The 18824-nt window shown below is 43.5% G+C and carries 15 protein-coding genes; 3 read left to right on the forward strand and 12 right to left on the reverse strand.

Going from position 1 to position 18824, the window contains the following annotated elements; genetic code table 11:
• Nucleotides 1-117: 117 nt before the first annotated feature.
• The 3 genes from LTAR_RS04525 to LTAR_RS04535 form a co-directional block, all read right to left on the reverse strand.
• Nucleotides 118-759, reverse strand: a complete 642-nt coding sequence (locus tag LTAR_RS04525) for a hypothetical protein (protein ID WP_062420979.1) — start codon at nucleotides 757-759, stop codon at nucleotides 118-120.
• 9 nt (nucleotides 760-768) lie between these two features.
• Nucleotides 769-1686: a 4Fe-4S binding protein gene (locus LTAR_RS04530; protein WP_062420980.1), complete on the reverse strand. Its 918-nt coding sequence runs from the start codon at nucleotides 1684-1686 to the stop codon at nucleotides 769-771.
• 183 nt (nucleotides 1687-1869) lie between these two features.
• The gene (locus tag LTAR_RS04535; RefSeq protein ID WP_062531931.1) at nucleotides 1870-2094 is read right to left on the reverse strand and encodes a hypothetical protein; all 225 of its coding nucleotides are present in this window, start codon (nucleotides 2092-2094) and stop codon (nucleotides 1870-1872) included.
• Nucleotides 2095-2403: 309 nt separating this feature from the next.
• Between LTAR_RS04535 and LTAR_RS04540 the strand changes: the two genes are divergently transcribed.
• Together LTAR_RS04540 and LTAR_RS04545 are read left to right on the forward strand one after the other, a co-directional pair.
• Nucleotides 2404-3159: a ribulose-phosphate 3-epimerase gene (locus tag LTAR_RS04540; RefSeq protein ID WP_158423384.1), complete on the forward strand. Its 756-nt coding sequence runs from the start codon at nucleotides 2404-2406 to the stop codon at nucleotides 3157-3159.
• Between the two features lie 186 nt (nucleotides 3160-3345).
• Nucleotides 3346-4314, forward strand: a complete 969-nt coding sequence (locus tag LTAR_RS04545) for a tagatose 1,6-diphosphate aldolase (protein ID WP_062420982.1) — start codon at nucleotides 3346-3348, stop codon at nucleotides 4312-4314.
• Nucleotides 4315-4409: 95 nt separating this feature from the next.
• Here the strand turns inward: LTAR_RS04545 and LTAR_RS04550 are convergent, their stop codons facing one another.
• Complete coding sequence (locus tag LTAR_RS04550; protein WP_062420983.1) at nucleotides 4410-5828, reverse strand: glycosyltransferase family 117 protein; 1419 nt, start codon at nucleotides 5826-5828, stop codon at nucleotides 4410-4412.
• Nucleotides 5829-5928: 100 nt separating this feature from the next.
• Entirely contained in the window at nucleotides 5929-6423 is a 495-nt protein-coding gene (locus LTAR_RS04555) for a hypothetical protein (protein WP_062420984.1), read from the reverse strand.
• Nucleotides 6424-6612: 189 nt separating this feature from the next.
• Between LTAR_RS04555 and LTAR_RS04560 the strand changes: the two genes are divergently transcribed.
• A complete protein-coding gene (locus tag LTAR_RS04560; protein WP_062420985.1) occupies nucleotides 6613-9186 on the forward strand; it encodes a DUF4012 domain-containing protein in 2574 nt (857 codons plus the stop codon).
• Between the two features lie 24 nt (nucleotides 9187-9210).
• Here the strand turns inward: LTAR_RS04560 and wbaP are convergent, their stop codons facing one another.
• The 7 genes from wbaP to LTAR_RS04595 all read right to left on the reverse strand — a co-directional run bounded on the left by wbaP (nucleotide 9211) and on the right by LTAR_RS04595 (nucleotide 18705).
• Nucleotides 9211-10722 carry an undecaprenyl-phosphate galactose phosphotransferase WbaP gene (gene wbaP / locus LTAR_RS04565; protein WP_062420986.1) on the reverse strand — a complete coding sequence of 504 codons (1512 nt, stop codon included), beginning with the start codon at nucleotides 10720-10722 and terminating at the stop codon, nucleotides 9211-9213.
• 166 nt (nucleotides 10723-10888) lie between these two features.
• Nucleotides 10889-11986 carry a glycosyltransferase family 4 protein gene (locus LTAR_RS04570; RefSeq protein WP_062420987.1) on the reverse strand — a complete coding sequence of 366 codons (1098 nt, stop codon included), beginning with the start codon at nucleotides 11984-11986 and terminating at the stop codon, nucleotides 10889-10891.
• Between the two features lie 39 nt (nucleotides 11987-12025).
• On the reverse strand, nucleotides 12026-13150 hold the full coding sequence (locus LTAR_RS04575) for a radical SAM protein (RefSeq protein WP_062420988.1): 1125 nt from the start codon (nucleotides 13148-13150) through the stop codon (nucleotides 12026-12028).
• 1 nt (nucleotide 13151) lies between these two features.
• Entirely contained in the window at nucleotides 13152-14399 is a 1248-nt protein-coding gene (locus LTAR_RS04580; protein WP_062420989.1) for a glycosyltransferase family 4 protein, read from the reverse strand.
• A 43-nt stretch (nucleotides 14400-14442) separates the two neighbouring features.
• Nucleotides 14443-15816: a hypothetical protein gene (locus LTAR_RS04585; RefSeq protein ID WP_062420990.1), complete on the reverse strand. Its 1374-nt coding sequence runs from the start codon at nucleotides 15814-15816 to the stop codon at nucleotides 14443-14445.
• Entirely contained in the window at nucleotides 15813-17270 is a 1458-nt protein-coding gene (locus LTAR_RS04590) for a CDP-glycerol glycerophosphotransferase family protein (RefSeq protein ID WP_062420991.1), read from the reverse strand. The genes LTAR_RS04585 and LTAR_RS04590 overlap by 4 nt, the downstream gene beginning before the upstream one ends.
• On the reverse strand, nucleotides 17260-18705 hold the full coding sequence (locus LTAR_RS04595; protein ID WP_062531929.1) for a lipopolysaccharide biosynthesis protein: 1446 nt from the start codon (nucleotides 18703-18705) through the stop codon (nucleotides 17260-17262). The genes LTAR_RS04590 and LTAR_RS04595 overlap by 11 nt, the downstream gene beginning before the upstream one ends.
• Nucleotides 18706-18824 lie beyond the last annotated feature (119 nt).

The raw sequence follows: 18824 nt of genomic DNA on the forward strand, positions 1-18824 counted from the left end.
TCATCAGGATAGTTCATTGCTTGTTAATTATGACGGATAAACATGAAATTTGTTATGCATACGGTTGAGGCTGGTTAATAAAAAAAGGGCCAGTAATAAAAGTACTGACCCACTAAATCATTTTATCTTGTTCAATTCAGTTTGAAGTTGATTTTTTATTGTAGAAAACTCTACACCTCTTGATGTCAGGTAATCTTTGATGACGAGTGAACGTTCAGGCAATTCCGCTTCAATGATCTTCTCGATTTTTTCTTTCGGAATTCCCCAGTCCAATAATTCTTGAAAAGTTGTTTTTCCCGTTATTGTCCGATTGGATGAGGATTGATCAGCTGGCACAAGTTGTGTTGTTTCGTCTATGGTTGAGGTGGCGGTTTCCTCTGACGATGAAATTGGATTGGAATTGTCCTCTTTCGTTGTTGGGACAGCCGGATTGTTTTTCTGTCCTAACCAGGTTTTTAGTGCCGTTGTATCAAATGACTCACTTTCAAGGTCTTTTATTGCTGTGGTTGGTGGCGTATTTGATGGAAGGCCAAAATTTTGAAGAATTTCCTCCATTGGTACGTTAAAAGTTGTAGAGATCTGTTCAAGGGTCATCCAACCTTTTATCGAATTTACATCTCCTGCAATTGGTTGGATGGCTTCACCATTTGCGGATACTTTACCGGAAATTGACCAGATTCCTGCAGCCTGAAATCCAAGTATCGAGCCGAAAAAAACAATAACAACCAGCACACCGAAGAGAATTGGATTGATGCGCATTTTTTCTCCTTATTTTCCCGTAAAAGGTGATCCAATTTTGACTACCAGTGCACCTTCGCTTGGACAGGCTCCCACACATTCAAGGCAACCAATACAATCTGCGTTTTTGATCGTATTAGCGGAATGAATCTCCAATCCCATCGGGCAGGTTTTTGTACAAATTTTGCAGGAGGTGCACGTATTTCTGTCACGCATCAGGTATGTTGGGCTGATTTTGGCTACGATTCCGCTAACAGCACCAAGTGGACAGGCATAACGGCACCAGGGGCGGTCTATGAAAAATGATGAAATGACAATGATGGTCAAGATTACGACCCCGGGTGTGAAAGAGAACTCGGCAATATTTAACAATGCAGCCCATGGATCGTAATCTCGAAAAACCATGGTTCCAAAATAAGCAGAACCACCGATCGCCCATACCAGAACCAGATACTTTATGTATCGTAATATCCGGTCAATTGTGGAAAATCGGGCACCTAGCATATTGATTCTTAACATGGTGCGATTTAGAGCGGGGAAAACTTTCCTCATTAAATTCCGGAAATTACTGATTAAGTCTTGAATAAACCCAAATGGGCATATCCATCCACAAAAGGATGACCTGAGCAAAAATGCGGATAAAAGTACTGCAATCAGCAATACAACATTTGAAAGGTGTGTATGAGATACAAATGTGCCACCTTCTGCCATAAATTTATAAAGCGTTTCTAGTCCGCCAAAAGGACAAAACGCCTCAGGAGATGCCGTAATTGCAGGTCCATTTTCTCCAACAACCACGTGTTGAATAGCCAGAAATCCAATAAATCCCAATACAGCTACCTGAACAGAGCGTCGTATTATCTGATGCCAAATGACTTTCTTTTTTCCAAAAACATGGATTTTCTTTCGGTCAGTCTGGGCAGACATTTGTGAATTTTGGTAAGACATCCGAATCACCTCTTCGAAAAATGGAAGTAATCGGATAATAACTGGCAGATATGAATAAATTATGAAGATACGGGCTGGTTATGATTTTTCATGGTTTTTTTATGCAACGTGGTCTGAAATTTTCAACTCTCGCATTTCAATATAAAAAACCACTTACGGAATCATCGAACATTTTTTGAAGAATTATCGGCCAATCTCACCTGCCGCCTTTTGCAATAAAGAGTATCCCATATCAATCAAATATTTCACGTGCTTTTCCGATGGGAAATTCCCGGTTTCACTTTGTTCAAGAGCGCGAAGAATTGCGCCCCTGATTCCGCTGGCCCGATGCGCCACAACAGAATCGGCGGATATTCGTTCCAATCGGGAAATCAAGAACTGAAGTGTGATAATGAATTCATTATCCATATCAATATTTAAAATATGTACCTGCAAGTATTGAATTTATTTCTATAATTCTATCGAATATTCTGTCATCGATACTCTCGATGTCCAATCGTGGAATCCTGGCATCTGTTTATTAAGTGATGCCAGGGAATAGTGTGTTCTCTGAGAATTCATTACAGGAAAATATTCTATGATTGATTTTGGTGATCGGTTAAGACAGGTTAAAATCTTACTAATCTTGGAATAGATTAATCATATTCACATATTAATGGTTCTAAACGAAGTTGCTTTGTTTATTATTGATCCAAGATAAAGATGAGGAGTTTAATTGTGCTGAATAATCCAATCCTGAAAGATATTAACGAAACTGAGCACAAAAAAGAATCTATATGGACTCGACTTCCAGATTCTCGATTATTGGTGGAAGCATCTCTTTGGTCGGCTGATTTTAAGTATTTTGCCAGAGAGATGGAGCGCATCGATCCATATGCTGACATGTACCACATCGATGTAACAGATGGACATTTTGTCCCCGGTTTTCTTTTCTTTGCCGATCTTGTGGCGGGATTGCGCCCTTTGACGAAAAAGCCATTCCATGTTCACCTGATGACAGATAATCCCATTAACCATGTGGATGATTTCATAGCAGCCGGTGCAGATCTGGTGACTGTACACATGGAAAATGGTCCGATTGTTCCTGCAGTGTTGAATCTCATCCACCGAAAAGGTGCCGCCAGCGGGTTGGCGTTGGGGTTGGATGTTCCCATCGAAACCATCAAACCGTATCTTGAATTGACTGACCTGATTCTGATCATGGGGACTCCGATGGGGATTAAAGGTGTCAAACCATCGCCGTTTGTGTATGAACGGGTCAACCAGACAAAAAAGCTCATCCTTTCCCTTGGTTTACAGAATGTCGTCAAAGTTTTTGCAGATGGCGGAATTCGTGAGAACACTGTACCAGAATTGCGGGCTTCGGGTGTTGATGGTGTGGTCGCTGGATCATTGGCATTCAAATCAAATAATCTGGATGAGACTTTTCGCTGGTTTCATTCGATGGAAACAAATCCCGGGCGATTGACCTAGCGTTCTTTTCATTTGCCTGAATCAGGCAGGAAGGTTTTTGAAGTACTTCCCGTACACTTTTTTTGCTACGTACAGGTTTTCTACTGGCAAACACCTGCCTGTGGGTTTACTGATAGAATTTGCGAAAATAATCGACGGATTTCGCAATGATTTTTGACATCATCCTGATTTGAAAAAGGAATGTACATGAAAAAATTATCGTTAGGTAAGAAACGTGGTTTGGATCAATGCGCCAATGAACGGGCGGTTTTCAACATCCTTGCTCTGGATCACCGTCAGGCGGTAAAAAAGGTTTTTATTGAAAAACCTGATCCATATATGGAAGCCGTATCTTTCAAACGAGATGTCGTACGTATCCTGGCGCCATTATCCACGGCTGTGCTTCTTGATCCTTCGATAGGAGCCGGACCTTGCATCGCTGATGGCGCATTACCTGGAAATTGCGGATTGGTGTTGACCGTAGAAGCCAGCGGGTATGAGGGTCCATCTCATGCCCGAATCAGCCGCCTGCCGCAGGATTGGAATTCAGACCGAATCAAACGGATCGGAGCATCGGCTGTCAAACTGCTGGTGTATTACAGCCCGAAATCAACCACGGCGTCTGCAATGAAAGACCTTGTGGCAAAAGTAGCCAATGATTGTCAGCAGCTGGATATCCCATTATTTTTAGAGATTCTTACCTATTCTGCCAGTGAGAGTGAACCAAAATTACGCCCAGAAGAGCGGATTGACACAGTTGTTCAGGCGGCTGCAGATTTGACATCCATCGGCGGTGATATTCTGAAGAGTGAATTTCCGGTTGATGTGAAAGCTCAACCGGATAAAACGAAATGGGAAGAGGCTTGCCGGATGGTCAGTCAGGCATCAGCCGTCCCCTGGGTGCTTTTAAGTGCGGGTGTTGACTATCCTGTTTTTGCCGAACAGACCGAAGTCGCCTGTAAAGCCGGTGCTAGTGGTATTCTGGCCGGCCGGGCGATCTGGAAGGAAGCTCTGGAAGTGCCTGCAGATGAGCGAGTTGAATTCCTGAAGACTACTGGTATTCAACGTGTCAGGCACTTACAGGAAATCTGCAATACCTGCGGCCGTCCCTATACAGATTTCTACAGCATGGATACCCTGGCAGAAGATTGGTATACCTCTTATCAGGGACTATAAACGCTACTATTGTTGAACAGACCCGTAAACCGGCGGTTAAAATCCCGCCGGTTTTCCTTTAAAGGCAATCATATGTGATCAGCATTCACTACCGATTATTGATTCTTTGAGTTGATCTTTGAAAGGATATTTAAGTAATTTCGGTAATTATCAATGACATAATACGGCCGGGTGGAGTTATTCCGACGGATGGATTCCACGGTAAACGAACCCGAATCAGGAACAATTAAATCTGGATAGGTATATTCCAAAGTTCGTTGATACCAGGGAAACTGGAGGAGGTCTGCGGAAATTACCGTGATATCTGGTCGCTGTTTTAGGGCAAAATGGAAATACCAAAGAGCAAACGTCGATTCATCATCACCGGTAAAAACCAGAGAATTTTCAGGAACAGATTGCATGACCGCTATCCCAAATGTTTCTGCCCGGGCATCTTTGGAGGCATCCACAGTTGGGATCGTACTAAAAATTTGATATGCAATTGCCAGCAACAGCGCCAGATAAATTGCTGGTTGACTCAGCTTTCGATTGGAGGAAAGAATATCCACAATTTCCTGAATACCTCCTGCAATCCAGATGGAAAAAACCATGACCGCGGGAATTACGTAAACATAGGAATCAAACGTACCATAGACCAGTGCGAAACAACAACTTGACAGGAAAACCCAGAATAAGGGAATGTTCTTTCGTAGAGAAATTCTGCCACCGAGTAGAGAGAAAAATCCAACGGCCATTCCAATGGCATTAAATTGATCGATAAACAGACCTGCCAGTCCGCGCAAACGATCAGGAAGATATAACAATGTAAAATAACCCTGATAGATCTGACCGGTGATCAACTGAAAGAGAGATGAGAGGGTGGTTGGATTGTTCCAGCTGACCGGCGGATTTTGAATGGCACGCAGGGGAAGAATCAGGTAAATCAAGGTTCCAATTAAGATCCCGATCGCACGTAAGAAAGTCCGTCTCTTTGTTCCTGGAACGAATTCTTCTGTTTTCCAGAACAACAGGGGTATCAGCAATAATGAGGTCAAGTGGTTTCCCAGGGCGAGTCCGCCAACCAGACCACACACAATATCCTGATAACGCCATTGTCTATTGAAAAACGCAAGGTAAAATATGAGGGCTGTGAGAAGAGTCTGTAGAGCATATACTTCTGTAATCACAGCTTGAGACCAGACCAGATGGGAAAAACCGAAAAGCAGGGCAGATCCCCAGGAAGCCAGCCGGTTATAAGGTTTGCCATCCAGAATGAGACAGGTCACACGGTAAAGGAAAACGGACGCCGTAATTGCACAAACAACCGAAAGCAGATTTGTTCTGAATGCCAGGGTACCTGCAGGTATCCATTGGAATAATTCTGCAAGCAAGAGATAAAGCGGGTATCCGCTGGGGTGGGCTACTCCATGAGTTGCCGCTGCGGTGATCAGGTCTCCGCCATCTGTTCCACCATTTGCCCAGGTGAGTCCTGGAGCCAGGGTACATCCATAGACGGTTCCTATTATCAGAACCATACTGACTTCGTGGAATAGGGCAGTATGAGATGGAGAAATGAATAACGCCAGAGAAGATATTCTCTGGCGTACTTTGATTATAAAACTCTGACGTTGGCTGTTACTTCCCGAGCAGGGCATAATGCCCCTCGGCAGAACCTGTTCCACAAATCATAGGGGGATTCTCTCCGGTCACTTCTGTCGGGATGGGAGTCCAGGTACTATTTTCTGGATTCCAATAATGGAAGACAGTCGTTTTTGTCACCATATCCGGGGCTTGTGGAACACAGATATGTACCGAGTTCATGAGACCATTTGAAATGGTAACCTTGAGCGCCTGATCAAGCAGGAATACCCAACCTTCAGGAGGAAGTCCAATTTTGGTGGATGGATCAGCAATTTTTTCGATATTCATGGATCCGCCGGAAGAAGCATCTGCTTGAACGGAGACGGTTCCAGTACCGATATTAACGACTTCAGATAACCCTGCCGAGATATTTTCAGAAAGGACAGGAACAGTTCCAACACGGGCAGGTGCTGCCCATACTCCAATAGCCGTTACACTTAAGATGACCACAAGGAAAATAGCAACGATTAAGCGAGTCGATTTCTTCATCCGTTTTACTCCTGATCAAATCATATTAATCAATGTCTATTTATATCAATAATGATCACATAAACCAAGGACGATGAATTCGGATTTTGTTCGGATTTCGGTGGTGGATTTTTAAATAGAAAATTCGGCTGCGTTTCTTCAAATGATACAATACGAAAACAAATTTTTTCCCCTTTCCCTTAATTCATAATGGAAACTGACCTTCAAAGTCCACAATTAAAAGAGATTCTTGAAAACCTGACCACGCCAGATAAATTAGATTCGCATCCCTGGACCAGGAAACTCTTTGTAATTGATGCCTGTAAGGAATTTCCTGAAATTCAAATGCTTTCTCCCGGCAGACAATTGGCGGAAGCAGTTACCCGAATTTTCTTGAAGATCCTGCCAGCTTTACCTCCACGAAGAGGATTGCGATTGGATACCCGCTGGGGTGAATTTGGCATTCTGGCTGCCTTATATTTTGCCCCATACAGGTTTGGCGAACCCAAGCCAACTTCTCTGCGTGAGGCATGGCAGGGGATTGATAAAGCCATCCTTCTCTTTGTCTTTGGTCAATCAAAAGCGATCACGGCTGAAGACCGGGAACGGTTTCGCCTGGTTGGGGGAGAGACGGAAATTGCTGCCAACAGTACGATCAGTGACTGGCATAGAAAAGGATTGGAACATCTGGCCGGAGTGTTGAATCACTATGAAAACACACTGGCCGCCCGGGTATCATCTGGTAAAGGAAAAACAAAGCCTGGAAAACAGAAAGTCAAAACAGCAAATCGTCGTTTCAGAACGGTTATTCGATATCTATTTTTGCTCATCATCATCTCGATTTTTCTATGGACTGGTTTCACCATCTGGAAAACATACCAGAGGGTTCAATCCATAAAAGAGAACAGTCAGGCGTTGCTTGGCATTACCCAATCTTATTCAGAGCCCGGGAAGATCACCGAAGCTGGAACGGCAATCACGGCATTGCGAGGCGACTTACAGGGATTGAAGGATGACCTGGCTGTATTGTGGATGGTGTCACCCTATCTTGGCTGGCTGCCAGCACATGGAGGCGATATAGCACAGGCACCTTCTTTACTTGAAATGGGCCTCCAGCTAAGTATTGCTGGAGATGAAACATTTCAGGCGATTTCTCCGGCGTTATCAGATATAGATAAGACTGCTGGTTCACCGGCAATTCTTGATCTGATTGGCAGCCTGAAAGATGGGAGTACGCGCTTGCTTTCTGCACAAAGCGCTCTGGCCAGTGCGCGAGTCGCCCGGCAGACAATTCAATTGGATAGACTCTCTCCAAAGGTAAAAACTCTTCTTGAAGGGAAGATTGATCCTCTTTTGTCATCCATACAGGGAGCTTTCCCTGTGGATGACCTGCTTCAAATGGCCCGGTTGGCGCCGCGTCTCCTGGGGGCAATGGGAAATGGTCCGCAGACGTATTTAATCATGATACAGAATGAAGATGAATTACGCCCAACCGGAGGTTTCCTTTCTGCCGTGGGTCTTATCGGTTTTGAGAATGGCAAGCTGAATAACCTTTCCTTTGAGAGTTATGAGCTGGTAGAAGATTTATCAAAACCTTATCCCAAAGCGCCATGGCAGTTGGATAAGTACATGATGTCAGAAATGCTCCTGTTACGTGATGCCAACTGGTTCACTGATTTTCCAACATCTGTCGAGTGGGTGCGATTCCTTTATGCCTACACCCGTCCACAACCTGTTCAGGGTGTCATGGCAATAGACCAGCATGTGCTTGTTGAAATGCTTCGGCAAATCGGGCCGTTGCAAGTGGAAGGGGAAGCGGATCTCATCACAGCCGATAATGTTTTGATGTATATGCGTTCGGCAAAAGAACAAAAACCACCTGAAGGTGTTTCTGTTGAAGGATGGGATCGAAAACGGTTCATCAACCGGATGGCCAAACCCCTTCAGCAGCGATTGATGCAGATAGATTCAAAAACCTGGCAGAACCTCGCGAAAACATTGATCTCCCTGCTAGATGAAAAGCATATCCTGTTGTATACCGATGACCCTGAAATGAAAGAACTTGTTTCGCGGCGCGGTTGGGACGGCGCCGTTCGTCCAGCCAACTCCGGGGATTTCCTCATGGTTGTGGATTCCAATATTGGATTCAATAAGACCAATGTGATGATGGATGTTTCAGAGGAATACCAGGTGGATCTAACTGATCCAACTCGCCCTTCTTCCCGGTTGACCATCCAGCAAACAAATAGAGCAACGACACAGGACGAATGTATTCAGGGACGAGTTCTGCCGGAGGCTTCACAGGCTGAGAAGGATTATCGCACGAATGAATGTTACTGGTCTTATCTTCGGGTGTATGTTCCTGCCGGTTCAGAGTTACTCTCATCCACACCACATCCAATCCCGGCTAAATGGTCATTACGGGAGCAGGAGATACCCACAGCAGCCGATATTCTTGATGAAGGCATTCCCGGAATTCAGGCATTTGGATTGATTCTGGTGGTTCCGGGATCTCAATCGCAGGAAACCATGTTTGATTACCGCCTGCCATCCACTGCTGTCAATTTCAATGATCAGAATTCTACATGGACATATGATTTGAAAGTTCAAAAACAACCGGGAACTCTGAATATTCCACTGAAAATTCATATTTTGCCCCCGGCGGGGATGAAGGTGATCAATCCACCGGATGGAATGCAGACCTTGCCTGATGGACTGGTCTACTCCACCAATCTTAAGAAAGATATTTCATTAAAAATTGAATTCAGGTCGGTTGACCAATGACCACCTGGTTTTAATCTGTTCTTTTTAGCTAACCCCTTCTTGCCGGATGACTACCCAAAGTGTGCGGGTAAGAATATAGATATCCATCCAGATGGACCAATTCATCACATATTCCACATCAAATTCGACGCGGGTCGCAAACGACGTCTGGTTTCGTCCTGAAATTTGCCAGATACCTGTTATTCCCGGCCGCACCCGCACGTAATGGCGATAATCAGAACCATATAAATCGCGCTGGTTGATCATAATTGGACGCGGTCCGACAATACTCATCTGGCCGATCAACACATTCCATAATTGGGGGAGTTCATCAATGCTGAACCGGCGCAGAAAACGACCGACAAATGTGATACGGGGATCATTACTCAATTTCTGGTAGGCATCCCATTCCGCCTTCCGGTCGGGGTTCTTCTCAAGGTATTCATGTAAAACCTGATCTGCGTTTGGAACCATGGTCCGGAATTTAATGATTTCAAATTCCTCGTTATGTTTTCCCAACCGGCGCTGCCTGTAGAAGACATGCCCATGAGAATTAATGGCTACCAGGATTGTACTCACCAATAAGATAGGAGAGAGAAGGACTAATCCTGTGATTGACAATACAATATCGATGATTCTTTTTTGAAATTGGGCAAATGTGTCCATTAATGTATGATGAATTTCAAACGTATGCATCCTTCCGTATTGACTGAGAAACACTCCTGTCAGTTCCCTGCCGTAGTCCTGGGGATTGGCAAGAATTACATGGTCGAACATTTCACTGAAAATATCCCGGATGACCCCAAGTTCATTCATCTGCTCGTAGGCAACAATTACTGTATGAATGCTCATTTCCCGGTTGATCTTTTGGGTCTTTTCCAATAACTGATCACGTTGTGAAGGAGCAAGTTCACCGAATGAATCGGAGAGGGTAAAGCAAACTTCTGGTTTTAATCCGATCTTTGGATACCGGGAAAAGAAGGATAAGAGCTGGTCAACCTGATCAGGGTTGCCAATTATGACAGCCGGTTCACCCCACTTTTTTGCCACCGAAAGGACATGCTGGATAATCGTTCGGGAAAGAGGTACGGTGATTAGACTGAAAAACCATGTGAGTCCCAGGAACAACCTGGAGAAATCACTGCTGCTCTTAATAAAGAAAGTACCGGCAATAATGATCAAAGTGAGCATGCTGGTTGTGATGGTCAAATTGCGGAATTGGTTTTCTGCACTGAGACCGGTAGCCGGGTAAAGATCCCGCAGGCTGGCAGACAGGATAAAAATCAGCAGGTAGGCCGGTACCCAGAGGTAGGAATCAGGTGAGAGTGGACCATATAACGCACCGCGTAATCCGGCGGCGATCCCAACCGCTACGAGAATGGAAAAAATATCAGACAGAATCATCGTTAAAACCATCAATCTTCGGGTGAGAGGATTGATGACACGCGTGGATGTATTCTCCACCAGGAAGAAATCATCCTCAGCATTTCGGATTCGAATATCCGGGTTCAGGTTAGTGGAAGCGATATTTCCCTGCCTTGAATTGAATGCCTTCACATTGCCAATGGATGATCATACTGATTTGATGAAATCGTCAAACGATCAAATCCCGGGTAATGGATGGTTTAAACCAATACGTTGAAAATATGAATCTGGTGAGATCGATGTTTGATTGCAATATTAATGCCATGATTTATTATTTGTTCTTCAACCTGTGAGCAAATTAATGGGAGCGTTGAATACTTGTATAAAGTTGTTCGTATTGATCCGCTACTTCTTCCCAGTTATATCGGCTCTGAATCGACTGGTAACTGGCATGCCGTTGTTCTTCAACGTATTTAGGGTTATTAACAATATACGTCATTTTTTCCATCAAATCAGCAACAGATTTGTTCTTGAAGGTCATCCCTGCATTTCCGATCACTTCCATGTTTTCGCTGATATCGCTGACCAGAACACAATTCTGGTAATTCATTGCTTCAATCAATCCGACAGATAAACCCTCGATCTCTGATGGGAGAACATAGAGATAGGCATTGCTTAACAATTCTTCCAGCAGTTTTCCTTTAATGAAACCGGTAAATATCACATTGGGTGGGGCAAGCTTTTTTAATAATTTAATGTATTCCCGGTCAGTATTATCATCGCCGGCGATCACCAGTTTTAATGGTGTGTCCAGCTTTTGGAAGGCTTCCAGAAGATAATGGCAACCTTTTTCTGGAACTAACCGTGAGGCAAACAGGATGTAGTCATTTCCGGCAAGTCCATATTTCTTGATTTCATCGGGAGGAATTCGATTGACCTGGCTTGCTCCGTTGGGAATATAGGTTGCCGATCTACCATAGTGTTCATGATAATAGGTTTGCAATCTCCGGCTCACCACCACTGTTGCCGTGGGAAATATGCATGTCGTAAAGTCTGTCATTTTCAGATACCATCGGGCAAGTTTTCCCCATTTGGCCCTCTGCCAGTCCAAACCATGACTGGTTACCACTGTGGGAATTCCGAACCAACGAGGAAAAAAGGAAAATATCGAATTGCCTGTGGAATGGATGTGAACCACATCCGGATTCAATGAAACAGACTTGAAAACCGATAGAAAACTGTGTGAGATGGCATCAAAATTCTTAGTTGGGATGGAAGGCAGATGAACGAGGTGCATTCCCCTGTATTCCGTCAATGATCGTGGTGTGTAATGCGGCCGAACCAGCACGGTGACATCGTGGCCGCGTTTGACCAGGCGGCTGCCCAGTTCTTCAACCATGACTTCCACTCCTGCCGTAAACGGTATGCCTTTCAAACCGAACATGACAATTTTCAATCGGAGTTTTCTCCCAAAATCTCTATCCATGAACGAGTATTATCGGTTTTCATACTTGTCCTGGTAATGAGGTTGATCTTTGTATTCGATGACCGGTTTTATCCTGGTATTCAGATAAGACTCTCGACGGACAATATTAAAATCTTTATAAATGTGTGTGTAATCAATCGTCTTTTCGAACTGAATTGGTAAACCAATACCAACCTTGAATCTGTTGAGCAAAACCCAGAACAACGGAGATAGTTTCGGGAGACGGGTAAAATGTGGATTGCGCATAGCGGTACGCGCCGAACCTACCATCCAGCAATTCTGCGTGCAATCAGATACTTTCTGGTGAATTTCTTTCATTAATTCACCAGTGGTGATTTCTTCCCAGGTCTGATCGATCAGGTTGCCTATTCGCAGATCAGGCCTGACGTTGCAGGCATATACATCAGACCAGGGATCGATGAACAAGAAATCAACAGCGGCCGTACAAGGGATCAGGCGATCCTGCCCTAGGACTCTGGCGATCAGCCCAAGATTCAGGTAAGCCCTGAACCAATTCTTAATATTCCAGGTTTGCAGCTGAGCCGTGATCAAATTTTCGATATTTCGGGCAATTTTTAGTCTGTCATAAGGAATATTGTCACTTTTATGAAATTGAAATCCGTTATGCAGGGCGGAGGTGGCCAGCTCAAGATGATGTTTCTGACAGAATTGGAAGAGTTCCACCAAATCTCCAGCGTTATCATCTTGAATGGTGATGGCCAGACCGAGGTCTTTACCTCCCAGTTCCTTGAGTCGCAGTAATCCGGGAACTTTCCTGTTGTACCCATCCCTCTCTCCACGGATCTTATCAGATGTAATTCCCTGTCCATCCAGACTGAACCGGATCTTGATATCCGGAAATTTTTTGATAATCGGTTCAAGTTTTTGAGGATTTAGTCCATTCGTGCTGATTTCCAACTTGCGCGCTTTGGGGTGGAGAATATCCACTATATCCATTAAGTCCTCGCGTAATGTCGGCTCGCCGCCGGTGATGTTCAGGTTGTCGAATCCACCGGGTATCTTTTCCAATACTGCCAGACTGATCTCTTCTGATGGCAGGGTGGGTGATTTCCAAATATTGCACATGGAGCAGTGGGAATTGCACCGGTAAGTTGAAATGATGCTGAGATCCATTTTATTGAGATACCTGATGAGCAGTTTGGGCCAGCCTGGTATAGATATTCATAATTTGCCGATAATGTTCATCTGATGAGTGGTATTGTTTTACATACTCCAGACTATTCTTACCATACTCTTCGCATTTATCTGGATTTTCATAAAGGAATTTTATGGAGGCTGCCAGTTGGCGGGCATTCCCTGCTTCAAACAATAATCCACGCTCTTCGGGTTTTGCCAGCTCTTTCATTCCTCCCAGGTTCGAAACGATGACTGGTTTTCCAGCCGCAAACGCCTCGAGGATAACCAGGGGTTGATTTTCATACCAGATTGATGGAAGAATGAGTGCCCGTGAGTCTCCCAAAAGCGTGGCAAGTTCTACCCCGGTTTTCATTCCGAGATAGTGCATATTCGGCGGTAATGTTGATAAAAAATCCTGTGCCTCCTTATCATCTGCCTTTCCGGCCAGTCGAAATTCAATTTCTGGAAGATTTTTTGCCGCTTCCGCAAGAACATAAATCCCTTTGATCCTATCGAATTTTCCGAGAAACAAGAAGTAGTCAGAGAGAACTCTTGATCTGGTCCGGTGAGGAATGGCAATTTGATATGGAATGTGTACAATCTTTTCTGAAGGAAAGCCATTTTCGAGAAAAACATTCCGCAGAAACTCTGATGGAGTGAGAAACACATCAACGAGATCGCGAATGCCCAGTATCTGATGGACATATGCTTCCAGACACGCCATAAAGCTGGCGAGGAATGAACCCTTCTTGCATTTTTTCCAGACAGCCTGATAGAAGCGACCACCCTTGCAGGCTTCACAGATATTGCCGGTTGTATCATTAAGCAGGTGTGAATTTGGACAGACCAGTTTGTAATCGTGCAATGTCCAGACAACCGGTATACCCTGTTTCCTGGCCTCAAACAGAATTGACGGTGTGATATGGGCATGCAGGTTGTGAACATGAATGATGTCAGGTTTTTCCCGTTCAAGAAGGAGGGCGAATTTCTTCCTGGCTTCATTTGAGTAGATGCTTCTAGTAAGCACCTGCCATCCAGTCTTTAGATTTTTTTTCTGATTAAGGTCCCGAAAGTTGATAGGGCTGACAAATAAATCGCTGTTGGGGTCGGGCAGATTACGTTCGTCCTGCATGGCAAAGAACGAGACATGGTGCCCTTTTTCTCTTAGCAAGGATGCGAGATTGAAGGCATAAGTACTGTCTCCTCCGCCATGATAATGTCTGGTATTGGCCATCAGGATCTTCACGTTTTATCTCCGATAATTTTTATTATCTTTATTGATATTCGATCTATGAAACATTCTTAAAAAATTTTGAACCAATAAAGACGATACATACGGCAAAAAAGATACAAAAGACGAGTGTCGAAATCATGTTTGTTCCGTAAGGAATGATAAGGGCAGATATTACACCCAGCACTATGTAAAAGAAATGTCTGCAGTCTCCTGCCTTCAATCTTTTTTCTCCTTTTGATATCAACTCTAACCACACACCAAGACAGAAAAATACAATAATGATTCCGATTATTCCATATGCCAGATATGCTTCTCCAAGAAGCCCCAGTCGGATGGGTACGCTGGCACCGATAATGGAAGCCACATAGTCCCCGATGCTGAAAAGCAACAATTCTTTGTCAATATTAAGGATCCGAAGCAGTCCAGAAGGGAATAACGAAGCGAGGAAATTGGTGAGTATCTGAGGATAAATATCCGGAGGAGGTATCTTATATGCAACATACCCAAATGCCCGGATTTCAGGAAAAATATCTGCCCAAACAGCTCGTTCTATCAAATTGGCGTTGACATCCGAACCAAATATTCGGAAGGTTACAAATGCCATCGCAATGATCAACATGGTCAATCCAAAGTAGACAGCCTGTCTCAAGCTGATTTTCGAAATGAAAACTGAATGGCAGACAATGGTTAAGAGAATGGGAGTCAGGAAGTAAAAACGACCGCCATAAAATAACAGAGGGATAAAACTAAGCAAGAATTGAAGCCCGAATAAGAGAATATCATGCCAATGAACCGGCTTTTTCTTCATCAAGTGAATATAGCTCAGGGGAATGGCCAGAACCAACAGTAATTGAAGAATAAAAAGTGTTCCGCGTCCGGAAGAAAATGACCGGATATCACTTCGGCTTGCATCGATATTCGATGAAAAGAGGGGGATATCTGCATAGAAGTTATATAGAAATAGACTGGCAATATTCCCGATGATGATCATTCCCCAGATGATAAAAACGAGATAGGTTGGATTGAACGATCTTTTTTTTGATTTTGCATATTTGGGAAAAACCAGATCAACCAGACTTTTGCCTGCCAGCATTAAAATGGGCGCCAGGAAAACCGACTGACCGACAATTTCCATATCGGCAGGATCGTTGGTCCAATACCTTCCTCTAAATTCATACACCAGTACCCCCATAATGCTAAAGCACATTTGAAACAGGAAGGTAAATGTGAAAGGATCCGTCCATTCACCCTTATACCGGTATAAAGCAAAATAAATATAGTAAACCGTCACTATGATTGTTGCAGCCGTGTATGTGTACCATGATGGATAGCTTAGGTTTGATAAGGGAAAAAGGAAGAAAAATAGAATAATAAAAATCGGAATGATAAAGATAAAAATCCAATGAATGATCGATCTTCCGCTGATCATGATCGACCTTCCTCATTAAAAAGATAGGAAATTACTTTGTTGCATACAACAGTACCAGGTTCGGGCAGGTATTTCTTGAGAAATATTTCGCGCTCCTTCATAAATTCATGTTGAAAAGCCCTATCATTTCTTTCGATTAAATTGACCAGAATTGCCAGATCGTCCGTTGTTCTGATTTTCTGAACGACTTTTTCCTGAACAACACCGGTTGGATCAAAAAGGTCATCCCATAATAAAGCAGCCACCGGAATATTATTTAGAACAAAGTGTAATACTACGGAAGAATAATACATAATCCCCAGTGAACACCCCTTGATCAAATCAGAGAAATCGTCTTCCGATGATATCTGGACATTCCTCAGATTAAGAATTCTTCGGAAGTCTCTTCTGTCTATTGGATGGGGGCGGATAACAAGCTCTAATTTTCTTTCGCTGATCGATGAGATAGCAGCAAGGATAAGATCGACATCTTTTTTCACTTGAATGGCAGGTACCCCGGCAGTTAATGCAAAGATCACTTTCAGCGTATTACCACTTGTCCAATTTTTTGATGAATGTACATCGCCGAATAACGGTGACCCCCAGACCAACAGACGCTCTCTGTTGGCTCCTGCTGAAATAAGTTTTTCGGCATCCTGATCATTCCAGACGACGATTTTCTCGGCGTATGGAAGATAAAAACGGGGAATTGCCATTATGCCATGCTGAATGGAAACTGTTTTAATTTGATTTCGCACAGCAGTCACAACCAGTGCTCTGCCACGGGGACAATTGTCAAATCCAAAAAGAAAAGCGCGGGAATGAGTGAAGTTTTTCAGCCCTGTCTGCAATACAAGATAAGATAATGGCGCAAAATACAGGGCAAATTCGGGAAACATCTGAATGACGGGATTGTTATCCACCCAATGTAAACGGACCCATTCTCTGTTTTTCAGGCAATACTTAAGGAAACGGCCTAACATTGAAAACACGCAAACATAATAGCGCGCCAGCAAAACCAGATCATAATATTGTTCAAGCAACGCAGGTTTATCCCCTGTAATTTGCTGGTATCTCTTTATCTCTGATGGCAGCCTTGATAAACCGATGGAAGCTCTTACGAAATTGAAGGAATGGATCCCTTTTTCCTGCATTTCTCTGACAATGGGTATTAGAACAGCCGTATGGCTGGAGGCAAAACTGAAAAAACAGATGGAAGCATCATTCTTCTTTTTGATATAACCCAGAAGTTGAAATACGGCTGTTGCTGATTTTTGCCATATGGGGACAACCATTGCCTTGATTAACGATTTACTGACTGAAAGAAGGAAGCTCTTTTTTTTTGCCGCATTATTCGAAACGACATTAAGCAGTGATTGTGCCGCCAGTTCAGACAGGTTTTCCCCTCGAAAAATGATTGGATCCCCGGTAGTCAGCCTCTGAAGAACTTCTTCATTACTAGCTTTAGTATTCACTGTTCGAGCCTGTATGGGAGATCATTGAGATCATTTCGGAGAAAGAGAATGAGCCAATTAAATCGATAGTAACAAGCCAGATAAAGGGGAGCAAAATCATCCATAGCGGTTGAATGTAAAAAGACAGAACCAAACATACTGTTAACCATACCATCGTAATGACCGCAAACCGAATCATCAAACCAATTCCGATATTAAAGCGGCTTTTTGCAAGAGCCAGCCAACCGTTTAAAACCGCCAAAAAGAAATACGCCAGCAATGTGGTTAGAGCTGCGGCCAATATGCCAAATCGGGGAACAGCGTAGATGTTGGCGGCAATATTCGCCAGGGCGACTGCAACGGTGATAACCGGTATGAGCGCAATGTCTTTTGTCTGAAATGTCTGACTGACAAAGATAAAGTAGCACATTTGAAAAAAACCCGCCATGGATACCAATGCAATAATTTGCAGGCATATTGACTGGTTTTCCACTTTAAGAACACTAAGTATTAGAGGTGACAAACAGACTGTCACCACACTGGCACCACTAATGAGGAAAAGGAACTGTTTTACAGATTTTTGCAGGGATTTTTTATCAGTCGCGTTGGAAAGAACTTGATAATAGTAGGGTACCCAGGCATTATTCATCGCATTGGCGGTCAGAAACACCAGGGAACCTATCTGATAACCGATTGAGTAGGCACCTACAGAGCTCATATCAAGAAAATGGCTGATCACTAATCTGTCAGATTGACTGAGTGACCAGTGTGCGAGTAAATGGGGAATGAATGGGAGTGACAAAATCAGCAGGTTGGAAAGAATGAATCTATCGAGACAGGGATGAATTTCTTTGATTAAAGTAGCTGTATAACCTGCCGCCACCAACAGGTTGGATAAAACAAGAGCAGATATGGCACCTCTGACGCCGGATTTGAAAACGACCACGAAAATAACAGTGAAAAGAATAGTCAGCAGAAAGACAGAAATATTGAACAATATGGATACTACTGGACGATTTTGTATCTTGAAAATTGCCTGTGGAATTACACTCATAACGGAACATAAACTGATGGCTATGGCATATATCCCGTAAGGTTTGAATGGCAAACCAAAGAATCGTTCAAAAAAAAGATTGTTCCCAACTAACACCAATAGAAAAGTCAGACCGATAGAAAAAAGGATCAGAAAGAGTGCCGCCGTACCCAATAGCCTCTTTCGCGCTTCTTCCGATTTACAGTCATAGTAAAGCCGGGTTACCGCTCCGGCAAAGCCCAATCCAAAGAGAATATTAAGAAATGCTGTGATCGAAAGGGTAAATGTTATTTCTCCGTATTCAGCCTCTGAAAGATATCCGAGATATATTGGCAAAAGAATGAAGTTCAGGCCTTTGGAGATCATATCCCCGAGTGAGTAAACAAAAGACGACCTGAACAGGCTGACAGGTTTATTAATCAAGGTGGCAGATTCCTGAAAGTTCTATGTTTATTTGATCTACCAGACTATACAAGAGTCTTGCCAGGAATCGCGCATACATGCTGCTATTTTCAGCACAGTAGGTAAAAGGTGATGGTTGA

Origin of the sequence: Leptolinea tardivitalis, from assembly GCF_001050275.1 — a bacterium.
In the GTDB taxonomy this organism is placed as follows: domain Bacteria; phylum Chloroflexota; class Anaerolineae; order Anaerolineales; family Anaerolineaceae; genus Leptolinea; species Leptolinea tardivitalis.

Bases quoted from the DNA above. Each gene is read 5' to 3' on its own strand.
- LTAR_RS04525 (WP_062420979.1), bottom strand. From the start codon at position 759: ATGCGCATCAATCCAATTCTCTTCGGTGTGCTGGTTGTTATTGTTTTT.
- LTAR_RS04530 (WP_062420980.1), bottom strand. From the start codon at position 1,686: ATGTCTTACCAAAATTCACAAATGTCTGCCCAGACTGACCGAAAGAAA.
- LTAR_RS04535 (WP_062531931.1), bottom strand. From the start codon at position 2,094: ATGGATAATGAATTCATTATCACACTTCAGTTCTTGATTTCCCGATTG.
- LTAR_RS04545 (WP_062420982.1), top strand. From the start codon at position 3,346: ATGAAAAAATTATCGTTAGGTAAGAAACGTGGTTTGGATCAATGCGCC.
- LTAR_RS04550 (WP_062420983.1), bottom strand. From the start codon at position 5,828: ATGGTTCTGATAATAGGAACCGTCTATGGATGTACCCTGGCTCCAGGA.
- LTAR_RS04555 (WP_062420984.1), bottom strand. From the start codon at position 6,423: ATGAAGAAATCGACTCGCTTAATCGTTGCTATTTTCCTTGTGGTCATC.
- LTAR_RS04560 (WP_062420985.1), top strand. From the start codon at position 6,613: ATGGAAACTGACCTTCAAAGTCCACAATTAAAAGAGATTCTTGAAAAC.
- LTAR_RS04575 (WP_062420988.1), bottom strand. From the start codon at position 13,150: ATGGATCTCAGCATCATTTCAACTTACCGGTGCAATTCCCACTGCTCC.
- LTAR_RS04585 (WP_062420990.1), bottom strand. From the start codon at position 15,816: ATGATCAGCGGAAGATCGATCATTCATTGGATTTTTATCTTTATCATT.